Consider the following 14,047-nt stretch of genomic DNA (forward strand, 5'->3'; position numbering starts at 1 on the left):
CCGTTAGCGGGCCGCCACACCCGGCGAACGTGATCGCGCCGTCCTGGTGCCTTCCGTATCGGCGCTGCCAAGCAACATATCCGTCATGAGGTCGGCGATCTTTTCGATGTCCCTCAAGTCCCCGATACGCTGATTGATGACGAAGCCGTCGAACGCCATCCAGACGATGTGCGAAAACAATCCTTCGCGGACCATCTCCGCCCGTTCCGGCGGCAGGATCTCGATCAGCAGCTCGTTGAGGAACTCCTCGACCTGGATCAGCAAATTGACGGGCTTGCCCATGCCCGATGGCGCGCTCGAAAGCGCTTCGATCAAGGCGTTCGCAAAGCAATGATCGGCTGCCGGAATGTCAGACCAGATGCCGGTAAAGACACGATTCAGGCGCGTGCGGGGCGTGCGCAGCTTGACGACCGATTCGCGCAGCGCCTGCAACTGATCGTTCAGCCAGGGCTGATAGATCTCGTAGAGAATCAGCAGCTTCGAATCGAAATAGACGTACAGATTCGCGACGGTCATGCCCGCGGTGCGGGCGATCTCCGACATGGTCGTGGGCGTATAGCCTTTGCGGCAGAACAGGTCGAACGCGGCCGCGAGGATCGCTTCGCGCATTCCGGCTTTCTTGACTTGCGGCACCTTCGTTCTCTCTATGCGGGTACGGCGCAGCGGACAGTTTTCAGAGCCACGCCGTACCTGATTGACCAAAGAAACTCATTCTAACAAGCTCGCCGTCAATAAACGCATGACGCTCATTATTTTCGGCGGTGAGGCGCGATGCACGGCTGGCTTGCGGGCGAATGCGCCTGCGCATTCCTGAGACTGCGCGAGCATCATCACGACCGCGGCCCTCAGAATTTCTTCCGGATCCCGACCAACGCCAGAAACTGGCTATTGTTACTGGACATCGACGTTTCGTTGAGAATCCAGGCGTGGGCGCTGCCGGCGGCTCTTTGGTAGACGAGGTTGCTGTAAAGGTCGCAAGTCTTCGACAAGAAGTAATTGATGCCTACCGCGCCTTGGTTGTAGTGGGTGTTGCCGTTGGCGGCAACGGTGCTCCTCTGGTTCGTGTAGAGATACTCGGCGGTCAATACCGTGGCCGGCGTGAGTTGATAGCGCACGCTGGTTTCGTAGTTGTTGAACCTCAGGACTCCGCCTACCGTGGCGTCGAACGCAGCATGCGTATAGACGAAATCCCAGAGCAGGGAGCCGAATGTGTACCCTGCGCCCACGCCCCATACCGTGTGCTTCGCGATGCCGCCGGCCGCAATCGTGGGCAGCGCGCCGTACGTATTGTCGGAAGCTTCGGCGCCTACCGTATTGATGCCGGGTCGATTGACGGTGAAGAAGCCAGCGTCGAGGTGCAGGTAAGCGTTCACGTAGTCGGCGCTGGCGCTCCACAGGCGGTTTGTATTGATCTGGCCAGCGAGGTTAGAGAACGCGTACATGCCCTTTGCCGTGAAGCCGGCAATGGTCGGCGTTGTGTATTTGATGGCATTGTTCGGGCGGAATGTGGCGTTCATGTCGTCGCTGTCGTACGGATGGAACGTGTAGCCCGACATGTAGTAGGCAGCCATTTCGTTACCCAGGTCTTCCTGGAACGGCAAGTACTGGCGGCCGGCGGTCACCGTGCCCCAGCTGTGGTTGCCGATGCCCACATAGGCACTGCGGCCGAACATCCGGCCGCCTTGTCCGAGCGTGCCGTTCTGAATGTTGAAGCCGTTTTCCAACCGGAAGGTGACCTTCGTTCCGCCGCCGATGTCCTCGTATCCGAGCAGCCCCCACCGGTTTGCCGACATGGCGCCGGGCAGCGCCTGCACGCCGTGGTTGATGTGGCCATTGGTGGAGCCGAGGTTGGTGGTGTAGCCGATCGCCGAATCGACGAGGCCGTACAGCGTCACGCTGCTTTGCGCATGCGCGGCGCTTGCAATCGTGCCAAGCATCGTGGCGATGGCAAATGCTGTCTTTCGCATTTCAAGAATCCTTTCGAAGTGCCGCTTGAATCGCCCCAAAGAGGTTCCGCTCGGAGTCCGGCGTTTTAGCGCGATTCGCTGACTGAATTGAGATTTCCAATCCACCTAATCTTTTAATTAGGTATGCATAATTATTTGTATGTGATGAGAGACGGCGTGCGGAACGGGTTTAGATCATTTTTCTCCTTTTGGGTGGATAGCCGGCCTATTTGAGCGGCCTGAAAGCTATGCGGGGACGGCGTTGGTGATCTGGCTTGGTGCGACTACCGTGGTCGACATCGGGTAGTGGCGGGCTCCTCCGGAAAACGCTGGAAACCGGGCATTGTCCTCGCGCATACGCGCACGCACGGGTGAGGTCAACGCTTCCGATAGCGCTTGCGATGAAGGAAAGGTCAGCATGTTCCTCTGCATGTAGTCCGCGCGCGTCCACGGCATGGAATCGCACCAGTCCACGCGCGTAAATACGTTGACTTGGCGCACGTTCGGGTAGTCGAGCATGATTTGCGGGTGATGCGCGACGTAGTAGGCGAGCCATGCATTGAAGTCTTGGGCGGCGCCGGGGTAGTGCACGAGATAGCTGCAGAACGAGGTGTCGCCATCGGCTTTCGTCAGCGGAAGGAAGGTCCGCGTGAGCATGGCTTGATGGGTGACTTCGGTCGCCTGGAGCGCCAGCCAGTCATCGGATCGCGCGAGCCGCCAGAGGTAGCCGCCTTCGGCGACTTGGGCTTCGAGCGCCTCGATGCAAGCGAACTCGAGCCGCAGCGCGAGTAGTGGCGCAGGTCCGTCATCGTGATAGGTCGCGATACCGGCGGGGGTATACACCTCGGCTTTCAGCAATTCGGGCGTGGCTTGAATCTTCTCCACAAGCCGCTGTTGATGCGCTGCGCTAACTTGCGCATCCGGATTGCGCTCGTCGAGCGCCGTGATGAAGTAGGAAAACGTCATGAGTGAAGTCCGATGATGTTCTTGATAAACGGCGAACTGCTGTCAAGCCAGGTTTCTTTTTGACGCACGGTTGCGCAAAGGCGGTGCGAGCACCGCATCCGGAATCGGACATGTGTAGGGGCGTCCCCCGGTGCGCCGGGCATGTTCCGTTTTCGCAGCGTCGATCAGCGAGGGTTCCGTCAAGAGGTCGACCGCCGTGGCGGCGAGCACCTTTGCCGCATGCAGCATCCCCTTGTGCGCGGCGGGCAGCTTGCCTTGCGTTACGAGTTGCCAGGTGTGCATGTTGGTGCCCACGGCATAGCAAGCGCCCAGGTATTGGGTTGTCGGCACGATCTGGCTTACGTCCCCGACATCGCTGGACCCGGTTAGCGAGCCCGGTTCGTCGGCAAGCGGCAGCGGTATATCGGCGAGTCCGCTGGTGTCGGCGGGTCCTCGGTAGGCATCGAGGCATTCGTGCAGATCGCCCGCACTGATGGACTCGGCAAGCCGCGCGGCAAACATGCGATCGGGCTTGTCGAAGGGAGGAGGGCCAAGCCGTTCCAGGTTCGCCATCGTCAAGGCTTCAATCGTCGCGTTGCGCAGGACCTCGGAGCATGCGCGATCGATTTCGACATCGACGGTCGTTTCGGTCATCCATGCGGCGCCGGTGCCAATGCGCCGAACGCGCTCGAACAGATCGCGCGCTTGCTCGATGTCAGGCGCGCGAATCACATACAGGGCTTCCGCCGCGGCCTGGACGACATTTGCCGCAGTGCCGCCGGCATCCGTGACGGCGTAGTGGACACGCGCCTCGGCGGGCATGTGCTCGCGCAGAAAATTCACGCCGACGTTCATCAACTCGACCGCATCGAGGGCGCTGCGCCCAAGATGGGGAGAGGCGGCAGCATGCGATGCGATGCCGGAAAAGCGAAAGTACGCCTGAATGACGGCAAGCGATTTGTATTTGAAGATTCCGGAAAACGGGCCGGGGTGCCAGGTCAAGGCAAAATCAATGTCGTTGAACACGCCTTCGCGGGCCATGTAGGTTTTGCCCGCGCCCCCTTCCTCCGCGGGACACCCGTAATAGCGCACGATGCCGGGCAAGCCTTGCAAAGCGAGGTAGTCGCGCGTGGCGACTGCGGCGAGCATCGCGCCGACACCGAGCAGATGGTGGCCGCATCCGTGACCGCTGCCGCCGGCGCAAACCGGGCACGCTTGCGTCGCAGCGGCTTGCTGGCTCATGTTCGACAGCGCATCGTATTCGCCGAGAAAACCCGCGACAGGGCCTTCATCGCCCGCTTGCGCGACGAACGCCGTGGGCAGGCCGCCGAGGTTTCGCGTGATGCGAAACCCTTCGCGCTCGAGGATTTCGATTTGAGCGTCGACAGAAAGGTATTCTTCCCACCGCGTTTCCGCCAGGTCCCAGATCCGATCCGAGAGACGGATGTATTCGTCGCGTTTGGCTTCGACTAGTTGATCGATGAGCGAGATTTGCTGCATGTTTTCGCGCTTCACGCATTGCTCCCCGAGTATTGAACCGGAAACGAACCACGTACCGAGTTTGCCGGCGCCCGGTCGCGCTTCTTCGGGACAGGTGGCGGCACGTCGGCAGGAATGGGGCACACATAGGCTTCCACAGTGGACTGCTCGTGCAGTTCCGCCTTGGCGTCGTCGAGCAACGTGGGACTCGCATAGAGGGCCGCAGCCGTCGCGGCCATGACCTTGGCCGTTTGCTGCATGCCTTTGTGTGCGATCGTCGACTTGCCCTGGGCGACGAGCTGCCAGGAGTGGAACGGCGTGCCCAGTGCAAAGCACGCGCCGAGGCAGCGGGCGGTCGGGACAACCCAGCTGACGTCTCCGACGTCGGTCGAAGCAGGCAATAGCGACGGCATCCATTCCGCAGGCAGCACGCTGTCGTGCAACGCGCCGGCGAGCCGTTGCGCGCCGAAAATCGACAGGCTGCCTCGTGCTTCCGCGGCTGAAATGGCAGCCTGCATGCTCGTTGCGAAACGGTGATCGTCGGCATCGAAGGGCGCTGGTCCGATCGCGAGCATGCGCTGGTACATCAGGTCGGACAAAACCTTGTTGGGCCGCATGTTCGACATGGCCTTTTCCACCCGGCGCTGCACAGTGGTGTCCGTCATCAATGCGGCTCCGTCTGCAATCTTGTTCAGACGGTCCAGCAGCGAGTTGATCGTCGACAAGTCGGGCGCCCGCAATTGATAGACGACTTCGGCGCGCGCCTGCACCACGTTCGGCGCGGAGCCTCCGGCGTCGTGGAGCGCGTAGTGCAGGCGAGCGTCGCTGGGCATGTGCTCGCGCAGATAGTTCGCTCCGACGTTCATGAGCGTCACGGCGTCCAGCGCGCTGCGCCCCAGGTGAGGAGCGGCCGCGGCGTGAGCCGCGACGCCGGAAAACGTGAAGCGCGCGTGGAGCGTCGCGAGGGTCGTCATCGCATCGATCGCCTGGATGCTTGCCGGATGCCAGGTCAACGCGGCGTCGAGATCCGCGAACACGCCGGCCCGCGTCATGAACGTCTTGCCGGCGCCGCCTTCCTCGGCGGGGCAACCGTAGTACCGCACGCGTCCTGGAAGCCCGGAGGCCGCGAGCCAGTCTTTGATGGCAAACGCCGACAGCAGCGTTGCGCCACCCAGCAGGTTGTGGCCGCAACCATGTCCGCTGCCCGCGTCAACCGCTGGTTGCCGCGTGGCGGTATTGGCCACCTGGCTCAAGTGGGGGAGCGCGTCGTATTCGCCGAGAAATCCGATGACGGGGCCGCCGTCGCCTGCTTCGGCGACGAACGCGGTGGGAATGCCGGCGGCCTCGCGGGTAATGCGAAAACCGTGGCGCTCGAGTTCGCGTATTTGCAACTCAGCAGATTCGTGCTCCGCATAGGCCGTCTCGGCAAGGTCCCACAGCCGGTTGCTCAGGTGGACGCACAGGTCGCGATACGCTTCGATCCGAGCACAAATCTCTTGATCGATTTCACTGAGTTTCACGAGTTCTCCTGTTTCTTCAAAGCATGAGGGGGCCACCTGCCCTTGCAGGGCAGTGATTCAGAAGCGAATGCGAATCGCTGATTAAGCTGGCGGTCTGCTCTAGATTCCCGCTCTCGCGCGGAGCATGTCGTCGCGTCCCGCTGTCGAGCGATGCCGCGCAAAGAGCGCCAGGACGCCTAGCAGCGAAATCGCGTTCGCGGCCAGCAAATACCATGCGGGCGACATCGGATCTTGCGTGACGGTGGCGAGCCAGGCGACCACGACTTGAGCGCTGCCGCCGAAGAGCGTGGTCGGCACGCTGAAGCAGATGGAGACGCAGGTGCTGCGAATCGCGCTCGGAAAGATCTCGGGAATGAAGCACAGTTGAAACGGCGCCATCAGGACCCGCAGCAGCGTGAGGCCTCCGACCATCAGGAAGAAGACGCTTGCGGTCCCGCTTTGCGTCACCCAGGCGAATGCGGGGAGGATGGCCATCACCGTCAGGACCTGCGGCAATACCATCCACTTCCGGTTGGGAAACCGGTCATAGATCAATCCGGCGGCAAGCGATGCGACGATTCCCACGCCGCCGGTGATGAAACCTACGAGCATCGACGTCGAAGCCGGGAAATGCAGTACCCGCATGCCATAGGTCGTCATGTAGTACCCGACCACATACACCGTGATCGTCGGCCCGATCAGCACGCTGCACGCGATCAGCAAATCGGAAAGATGATGCCGGACAATGGAGCTCGCCAGTTCCGCCGTATCGTTGACGGCGGTTTCGGTATCGAGGGTCTCGTTCAGCCGGCGGCGGATGTAGATTCCGATCGGCGCAATCAGGAGGCCGACGACGAACGGCACGCGCCACCCCCATGCGGCCAGCGCGGAAGCCGAGAGCGTCGACGAAACGACATAGCCGACCAGGCCGCCGAAGAGCGACGCGACGCCTTGCGTCGCGAGCTGCCAGCTCGTGTAGAAACCGCGCCTGTTCGCAGAGGCCATTTCGAGCATGTACGTCGTCGCGGGGCCCATTTCCCCGCCGGCCGAGAAGCCTTGCAAGAGGCGGCCGATGACGACCAGGACCGGCGCAGCCATCCCGATTGCCGCGTAAGACGGTGTGAATGCCAGGATCGCGGTGCCGGCCGCCATCATCGCGATGGTGAGGGAGAGCGCGGCCTTGCGCCCTGCGCGGTCGGCATACGCACCGATCACCACGCCGCCGATGGGACGGGCGACAAAGCCCACGCCGAACACGGCAACCGAAGCGACGACCTGGCTCGCCGCTGAAAACGCCGGGAAGAAGGCCTTGCCGATGTACACCGCAAAGAACGCGTAGACAGTGAAATCGAAGAACTCCAGTGCGTTGCCCAACACCACTGCGATGAAGTCCCCAACCGATGAAGCACCGCCGCCGTTTGCTTGATTTGGCACACCCGTCTCCGAATTGGTTTTCCGCGGCACGGTCGCCGTCGGTTGAAAAAATAATGACATTCGCTGTTCGTAGAGTCAACGTGTCAAAATAAATTTTGGACTACGTATGAAAAAGCTAATTAATAAGCGGCGCGACAGGTGCGGCGACTGTCTACAGCAAGCACTCGACAGAATGAAAGAGACGGCGCTTGCGCGGATCGTCGGAATTCATCGAGTCGCGAATCACGCTCTTCAGGCACTCGACGAAGCATTTCGCTGCCGCGCTGAGCGGCGCGGCGCGGCGGTACACCAGGCTGGTCTCGGATTCGGCGATGGAGTCGACGAGCGGAAGCACCGACAGTCCTTCCTTGCTGACGAGCTGTTCGGCGAGCGGCCAAGGCATCAGAGTCAACATATCGGTGCTGGCGACGAGTCCCAGCGCAATCGCGCTCGAATGCGAAATATGAATGCGCGGTTCATGGGCACGACAGTACTCGCCGAAAGCATTGTCGCCGGCGATCTCGTCGGCAAAGGAGTCGCGATTCAAGATCCACTCCGCATGTGCCAGTTCTTCCAATGACCGGCAGCCTGCCAGCCGATGTTCGGCTCGCGCGACGACCGCATAGCCGGTGCGGAATAGTGGAACATGAATGAACTCGTCGGATTGATTCATCGCGTTGACCCTGCCTATCGAAAGATCGAGCGTCCCGTCGCGCAGCTTCGGCATCGATACGGTCGCCAATCCTTCGAAGAATTCAAGCTTGACCTCTGGCATCTGCGTTTGAAACGCGTTGATGACTTCTCCTAGCAGCGTCAGCGCGACCCACGACACTGCCGCTATCGAAAGCGTGCCGTGCCGGCTGCCCGAGAGCCGCTCCATCTCTTGCCGCGCACGCGCCAGTTGCCCGACGGTCAGCCTTGCGTGGCCGAGCAGCGTCTGGCCGGCTTCGGTAAGCGTCACGCCAGTCGCCTCGCGAACGATCAAGGTGACGTTCAGATCTTCCTCGAGTTCGCGTATCGCCTTCGTGATGGCGGCCGGCGAAAGCCCGCTTGCTCGGGCGGCGTTTCGAATGCTGCCCGTATCGGCAATCGCAACCAGTGCGCGCAGTTGATGAAGTTTCATGTGCAATGTATGACATCAAATTTTTGCGGGAGGAGACAACCGGGAGTCAACGACAACACTTTTCTTCACCTGCAAGCCAGCCTCTTGCCGACGTACTCTACGCCGACCGCCGTTTGGCAGGTGCGGGTCTGGTCGCAGCCCGCTCATGTTCAAACGGACTGTCCATCTTGAACAACGGGAGGTGATGTGGAGCACGTCGCACGCGTGAAGGACCTAGTCGAGGCGAAGCAGGAGCGGTATATCGAACTTGCCAACGAAATTTGGGCGCTGGCCGAGATGCGTTATAGCGAGCACCGTTCGGCGGAGCTTCATGCGTCGATGATCGAAGACGCCGGTTTTCGCGTGACACGGGGCGTAGCCGGGATGCCGACGGCGTTCGTCGCCGAAGCCGGCAGCGGCGGGCCGGTCATCGGGTTTCTTGGGGAATACGATGCCTTGGCGGGATTGAGCCAGGAAAGCGGCGCGCTGGTCTGCCGTCCGGCTGCCGACGGAGCCACCACGAACGGCCACGGCTGCGGCCATCATTTGCTCGGGACAGGCGCACATCTCGCGGCGGTTGCGGCGCGTGACTACTTTGCCGCGAACGGTATCGAGGCGACGGTCAGGTTCTATGGATGTCCCGCCGAGGAGGCCGCGGCGGGCAAGACGTTCATGGCGCGCGCCGGGTTGTTCGACGATCTCGATGCGGCGCTGAGCTGGCATCCGTCGGTTGCGAACTCCGTGTTCATGAATGCCACGCTCGCCAACGTGCAGGCGTACTTCCGCTTTCACGGGAAGGCCGCCCATGCGGCGCTGGCGCCGCACCTGGGGCGCAGCGCACTGGACGCGGCGGAGCTCATGAACGTCGGCGTCAACTATTTGCGCGAACACATGCCGGACCAGGCGCGCGTCCACTTTGCGTACATCAATTCCGGCGGCATTTCGACCAACGTCGTACCTGTGTTCGCGGAGTTGTTGTACACGGTGCGTGCGCCACGCAGTGAAGACGCGCGCGAGCTATTCGAGCGAGTCAAGCGGATCGCCGCCGGCGCCGCATTGATGACCGGCACCCGGCTTGAAATCGTTTTCGACAAGGCCTGCTCGAACGTGCTGCACAACGACACGCTCGACGCCGTATTGGACAGGAATATGCGGGCGCTCGGCGGTTTTGACGTCAGTGACGACGATGTTGAACTCGCCAGGCAGATTCAGCAGACGATCGCGCCCGACGATTTCGAAAACAGCTCGCGTCATTTCGCGGCGGCGCTTCGGGACCCGCGGCCGATCGTCACCGAAGTCCAGCCATATCGGGCCGACATGGTGCGTCCGGTCACGGGCTCGACCGATGTCGGCGACGTCACGTGGGTGGTGCCGACGACTCAATGCCTAACCGCGTGCTTTGCGTGGGGAACGGGGTTTCATTCCTGGCAAATGGTTTCGCAAGGGAAGGCGACACTGGCGCATCGGGGCATGTTGATGGCCGCGCAGACGCTGGCCGCCACGGCAATCGACCTGGTTCGCCGGCCCGAAGTGCTGAGTGAAGCGAAAGCGGAACTGCACGAAAAGCGCGGTCGACAACCTTATCTGTGTCCCATTCCGCCGGAGGTTTTGCCTCCGCCCGCACGCACTCAGACGTCGAGCTAACCTGACGTTTCCCTAAAGCCTCGTATCCCGGCTATCGGGCTTCGGCTAATGCCGAAGCCCGCAATCCGTTACTGCGCAGGTTCCGCCGAAATCCCTTGCGCCGCACGTTTCGCAGCGAGACGTGTCTCGGCGGCGATAACGTCGTTCGGGTAGGCGTTGTACCGGGCCGAATTGGCTCGATATCCCGTTGCCACCAAATCGGCGAGTTCCTGCTTGACCTGTGCGCGAGTGACTTGCTCGCCGTTCGACACTTGGGCGAATGCGGCGCTAGGAAGCAACACGAGTGCTGCCGCGATCGTCGACATTGTTAGAGGCATGTTCATGGTCACACTCCCAGCGAGGCGTTGAAGGAGGGCGGATTGGCCTCGCCTCACGAAGTATAGGTGTCGATGTGCGGCATCGGAAAGGCAGCGGACGCAACAGATTGAATCGCGCCAAGCAATAGCGTGCTGAGGGTGGAGCGCTCGAATCAAAGAATGTACGTGGGAAATAAGTGCAATTCCTTTGATGCCTCAAACCGAAAGCTGAGGCTCGCTCGGTTTTTCGTCTTCCAGAGGCCCGGAGCTACGGGTAACGGTGACGGCCGAAGAGCGACAGCCGATCCCACGCAACAAAATAAAAACGCATCACACAATCGTACTGCTAAGAGAATTTTTCTTATCACGAGAGCGTTCTTTTGCCAAACCCTTCACAAGCAGGTCCTGCAGCGTCAGATGGCTCGGGCGGCCACGCCTGCCTGACACCAGTCCCGCCACGCCGGCCGCGCGATAGCGCAGCACGAGCCGCTCAACCTGCCGCACCATGATTCGACTCTCCGTTGGTCTCGAAGATGTCGAGGACATCTAGGCAGATCTCGCGGGTAGTCTCGACCCGATGATTTAATTGTGTAGTGCGAAGCGTGCGCCGAGCCTAATACTCGAACGTATCCGACCGGCATTGCCGTGACGAGCCGCTTTCATTCGCGCCGCAGCGATCCCGCCTGCACGATGATTTGCACCAGCACGTCGAGCTGACCGTCGATTTCTTCCTGCGCAACATCGAACAGGTCGAACATGGCCATTCCTCGCAAGCTGGCAAAGACGAAGCCGGCAAACTGTTGCGGATTGGCATGCTGCGCTTCGATTTCGGGGAAGCAGGTGACGAAGCGCGCAAAAAAGATCGGGTCCGACCGTGCGCGGTTCGCGTCGATGCGGGCGAACAGCTCCGGTGAGGACTTGCAGCCGAAGAACAGGCTCCATGCCGCAACGTAGCTCGGAACCCCATAAATCGTCTGCCATGCCAGGCGCACGAATTCCCTGGCCCGTTTCTCGAGGGGCAGGTCGAGGGGCGGCCACACCACGCCATCGTCGGACAACGGCGCCATCACTTCATCGATGAGACGTTCCATCAGCACCTGACGACTGGCGAAATGGTGCTGCAAGGCGCCCAACGTAACGCGAGCCCCTCGCGCAATGTCCTGGAGATTGGTGGCGCGAAACCCCTTCTTGTACAGCAGGCGCATGGCGGATTGGATGATGCGCCGGCGCGTCGCGTCGCTGCGCTCTTCCTGCGTGCGGCGCGGCGAAGTCCGCCGGGACGGCTCTGGTTTCGATACGGTGCTCATAAGCTCATGGTTTGCGTTCGTGCGAACGAAGTGTATTACAGCGCAGCGTCGGCTCCAGGCTCTCGCCAGTCAACCGAGGGTATACCTCAAACAAGTAACAATAATTTTTTATTGTTATTGACGGCGGGTCTCCCTATACTTGCCTCGACGTAACGTTGAACCGTCGGCTAATGGTCTTGCAAGCAGCTTCACGTTCTGGCGCGATTAAAAACAATAAATATTTATTGTTTGTAGTGTGCCTTCCACTTGGTTTCAGGAAATCGACATGTCCACCGCAGCCCAACCCAAGACGTCTGACTATCTGTTCACCTTCGAATGCCCCGACCGCCTGGGCATCCTCGCGAAAGTGTCGACCCTCCTGTTTGAGCAGGGCGCGTTCGTCACGGAATCGTTCCACTACGGTGACCCGCGCACGGAGACGTTTTTCGCGCGCATGGTCTTCAACGACCATGTGCTGAAGACGTCGATCGACGGCTTGCGATCGAAGATGGCAGAGCTTGCGTCGGCACTGGATATGACGTTCACGCTGCGCCCCGCCGGCTATCGCCCGAAGGTGCTGATCGCCGTCTCGAAATACGATCACTGCCTGAACCTGATCCTGACCAAGTGGCGTGCCGGAGCGCTCGCCATCGATATCGTCGGTGTCGTGTCGAATCACAACGATTGCCGCAGCCTCGTCGAGTGGTATGGGATTGCCTTTCACCACTTTCCGATCACCCCGGAGACGAAGCCGCAACAAGAAGCGCAGATTCTCTACCTGTTTGAGCGGTCCGGCGCGGAGCTGCTCGTACTCGCCCGCTACATGCAGATTCTGTCCGACGAGATGAGCCGCAAGCTCGAAGGCCGCGCCATCAATATCCACCATTCCTTCCTGCCGGGCTTCAAGGGGGCGCGTCCGTATCACCAGGCCCACGATCGTGGCGTGAAAGTCATCGGCGCGACGGCGCATTTCGTGACGAGCGACCTCGACGAAGGGCCCATCATCGCCCAGGAGGTGAAGCCCATCGACCACACCTATACCGCCGAAGACATGGTGCTGGTCGGTCACGATACCGAGGCCGTGGCCCTCGCCAATGCGGTGCGTCTCTTTAGCGAAGGCCGCATTTTCCTGAACGGTCATCGCACTGTCGTTCTGTAGTCAAGCTGCGCAAGAGGTCTCGCTTGGAACACTATTCATTCTGGTCGCTCGCGAAGCATGCGCTGTCAAAACACCGCAACTGGACGCCGGCGTGGCGTTCCCGCGAACCCAAATCGCGGTATGACGTCGTTGTCGTCGGTGGTGGAGGTCAGGGTCTCGCCACGGCGTATTACCTGGCGAAGAACCACGGCATTACCGATGTCGCGGTGCTCGAAAAGGGCTGGCTGGGAGGCGGCAATACCGGACGTAATACAACAGCCATCCGCTCGAACTACTTCTATCCCCAAAGCACGAACTTTTTCGAGCGCTCGCTGCAGTTGTACGAGGGCCTGAGCAAGGAGCTGAACTACAACATCATGCTGAGTCAGCACGGTGCGCTGACGCTCGCGCACAGTCCGCATCAGATGGACGGGCTCGAGCGGTGGTCCAACTCCATACGGTTGCAGGGCATCGATGCCGAGATGCTCGATCTCGACCAGATCCGGGAATTCATGCCAGTGTTGGACACGAGTCCGAACGCTCGCTACCCGATTCTTGGCGGGTTCATTCAGCGTCGCGCGGGCGTGGCGCGTCATGACGCGGTTGCATGGGGCTATGCGCGCGGCGCGGATAACCTCGGGGTCGACATCATTCAGAACTGCGAGGTAACGGGCCTGCGCATGAACGGAAACCGGATCCGTGGCATAGAAACGAAGACTGGCTACATTGAGGCCGACAAGGTCGTCATCGCGGTCGCCGGCCATTCGTCGGTGCTCGCCAAGATGGCTGGCATGACCTTGCCGATCAACAGCGTGGCGTTGCAAGCGATGGTCAGCGAGCCCATCAAGCCGGTCCTAGATGGCCTTGTCGTGTCGCCCCTCGTGCACTGCTATGTGAGCCAGTCGGACCGTGGCGAAATCCTGATCGGCGGCCGCGCAGATGCCTACCCTTCGTACGGCCAGCGCGGCACGCTTCCCGCTCTCGAAGACACATTGAGCGCCGCACTCAATCTGTTCCCGACGTTTAGCCGTCTCAAGCTGATGCGGCAATGGGCCGGCATCGTCGACATCTCGCCCGATTCGAGTCCGATTCTCGGCAAGACGCCCGTTACGGCGCTGTACATCAGCACGGGTTGGGGGACGGGCGGCTTCAAGGCCATTCCCGTCGGTGGAGAAACGCTTGCCTATACCGTCGCCAATGATCGCCCCCATCCTCTCATCGAGCCGTTCGGGATGGATCGCTTTGCGACGGGGCGTTTCGTCAATGAAGCCGCAGCCGCCGGCGTGGACCATTAAGCGA

At 61.0% G+C, this 14,047-nt stretch carries 13 protein-coding genes; 3 read left to right on the forward strand and 10 right to left on the reverse strand.

All coding sequences use genetic code 11. The annotated features are described in order from the left end of the window. Nucleotides 1-3: 3 nt before the first annotated feature. The 7 genes from FAZ95_RS10725 to FAZ95_RS10755 form a co-directional block, all read right to left on the reverse strand. Nucleotides 4-609, reverse strand: coding sequence for a TetR/AcrR family transcriptional regulator (locus FAZ95_RS10725; RefSeq protein ID WP_437437726.1), 606 nt, complete (start codon nt 607-609; stop codon nt 4-6). Nucleotides 610-845: 236 nt separating this feature from the next. Then, nucleotides 846-1,967 (reverse strand): porin, encoded by a 1,122-nt coding sequence (locus FAZ95_RS10730; protein ID WP_137332428.1) that lies wholly within the window; start codon nt 1,965-1,967, stop codon nt 846-848. Between the two features lie 225 nt (nt 1,968-2,192). Continuing rightward, entirely contained in the window at nt 2,193-2,912 is a 720-nt protein-coding gene (locus FAZ95_RS10735; protein ID WP_137332429.1) for an ethyl tert-butyl ether degradation protein EthD, read from the reverse strand. A 42-nt stretch (nt 2,913-2,954) separates the two neighbouring features. Further along, on the reverse strand, nt 2,955-4,391 hold the full coding sequence (locus tag FAZ95_RS10740) for an amidohydrolase (RefSeq protein ID WP_175425688.1): 1,437 nt from the start codon (nt 4,389-4,391) through the stop codon (nt 2,955-2,957). An 11-nt stretch (nt 4,392-4,402) separates the two neighbouring features. After that, on the reverse strand, nt 4,403-5,890 hold the full coding sequence (locus tag FAZ95_RS10745) for an amidohydrolase (RefSeq protein WP_175425565.1): 1,488 nt from the start codon (nt 5,888-5,890) through the stop codon (nt 4,403-4,405). A gap of 99 nt (nt 5,891-5,989) precedes the next feature. Further along, nucleotides 5,990-7,303 carry an MFS transporter gene (locus tag FAZ95_RS10750; RefSeq protein WP_254699876.1) on the reverse strand — a complete coding sequence of 438 codons (1,314 nt, stop codon included), beginning with the start codon at nt 7,301-7,303 and terminating at the stop codon, nt 5,990-5,992. A 151-nt stretch (nt 7,304-7,454) separates the two neighbouring features. Further along, nucleotides 7,455-8,405 (reverse strand): LysR family transcriptional regulator, encoded by a 951-nt coding sequence (locus tag FAZ95_RS10755; protein ID WP_137332432.1) that lies wholly within the window; start codon nt 8,403-8,405, stop codon nt 7,455-7,457. A 186-nt stretch (nt 8,406-8,591) separates the two neighbouring features. Here FAZ95_RS10755 and FAZ95_RS10760 point away from each other — a divergent pair, with 186 nt between their 5' ends. Next, nucleotides 8,592-10,028 (forward strand): amidohydrolase, encoded by a 1,437-nt coding sequence (locus FAZ95_RS10760; RefSeq protein ID WP_137332433.1) that lies wholly within the window; start codon nt 8,592-8,594, stop codon nt 10,026-10,028. Nucleotides 10,029-10,096: 68 nt separating this feature from the next. Here the strand turns inward: FAZ95_RS10760 and FAZ95_RS10765 are convergent, their stop codons facing one another. From FAZ95_RS10765 to FAZ95_RS10775, 3 genes are all read right to left on the reverse strand, one after another. Then, a complete protein-coding gene (locus FAZ95_RS10765; protein ID WP_254699877.1) occupies nt 10,097-10,351 on the reverse strand; it encodes a DUF4148 domain-containing protein in 255 nt (84 codons plus the stop codon). 303 nt (nt 10,352-10,654) lie between these two features. Further along, nucleotides 10,655-10,831, reverse strand: coding sequence for a hypothetical protein (locus FAZ95_RS10770; RefSeq protein ID WP_175425480.1), 177 nt, complete (start codon nt 10,829-10,831; stop codon nt 10,655-10,657). 152 nt (nt 10,832-10,983) lie between these two features. After that, a complete protein-coding gene (locus FAZ95_RS10775) occupies nt 10,984-11,631 on the reverse strand; it encodes a TetR/AcrR family transcriptional regulator (protein ID WP_137332435.1) in 648 nt (215 codons plus the stop codon). A gap of 265 nt (nt 11,632-11,896) precedes the next feature. Between FAZ95_RS10775 and purU the strand changes: the two genes are divergently transcribed. Together purU and FAZ95_RS10785 are read left to right on the forward strand one after the other, a co-directional pair. Beyond that, nucleotides 11,897-12,769, forward strand: coding sequence for a formyltetrahydrofolate deformylase (gene purU, locus FAZ95_RS10780; protein WP_137332436.1), 873 nt, complete (start codon nt 11,897-11,899; stop codon nt 12,767-12,769). A 23-nt stretch (nt 12,770-12,792) separates the two neighbouring features. Continuing rightward, nucleotides 12,793-14,043: a sarcosine oxidase subunit beta family protein gene (locus tag FAZ95_RS10785; protein ID WP_137332437.1), complete on the forward strand. Its 1,251-nt coding sequence runs from the start codon at nt 12,793-12,795 to the stop codon at nt 14,041-14,043. Nucleotides 14,044-14,047 lie beyond the last annotated feature (4 nt).

The sequence above is a fragment of the Trinickia violacea genome, from assembly GCF_005280735.1.
In the GTDB taxonomy this organism is placed as follows: domain Bacteria; phylum Pseudomonadota; class Gammaproteobacteria; order Burkholderiales; family Burkholderiaceae; genus Trinickia_A; species Trinickia_A violacea.

Excerpts from the sequence above, each read along its gene's own strand:
- FAZ95_RS10740 (WP_175425688.1), bottom strand. The coding sequence starts at position 4,391 with ATGCAGCAAATCTCGCTCATCGATCAACTAGTCGAAGCCAAACGCGAC.
- FAZ95_RS10735 (WP_137332429.1), bottom strand. The coding sequence starts at position 2,912 with ATGACGTTTTCCTACTTCATCACGGCGCTCGACGAGCGCAATCCGGAT.
- FAZ95_RS10770 (WP_175425480.1), bottom strand. The coding sequence starts at position 10,831 with ATGGTGCGGCAGGTTGAGCGGCTCGTGCTGCGCTATCGCGCGGCCGGC.
- purU (WP_137332436.1), top strand. The coding sequence starts at position 11,897 with ATGTCCACCGCAGCCCAACCCAAGACGTCTGACTATCTGTTCACCTTC.
- FAZ95_RS10725 (WP_437437726.1), bottom strand. The coding sequence starts at position 609 with ATGCGCGAAGCGATCCTCGCGGCCGCGTTCGACCTGTTCTGCCGCAAA.
- FAZ95_RS10730 (WP_137332428.1), bottom strand. The coding sequence starts at position 1,967 with ATGCGAAAGACAGCATTTGCCATCGCCACGATGCTTGGCACGATTGCA.
- FAZ95_RS10775 (WP_137332435.1), bottom strand. The coding sequence starts at position 11,631 with ATGAGCACCGTATCGAAACCAGAGCCGTCCCGGCGGACTTCGCCGCGC.
- FAZ95_RS10755 (WP_137332432.1), bottom strand. The coding sequence starts at position 8,405 with ATGAAACTTCATCAACTGCGCGCACTGGTTGCGATTGCCGATACGGGC.
- FAZ95_RS10765 (WP_254699877.1), bottom strand. The coding sequence starts at position 10,351 with ATGAACATGCCTCTAACAATGTCGACGATCGCGGCAGCACTCGTGTTG.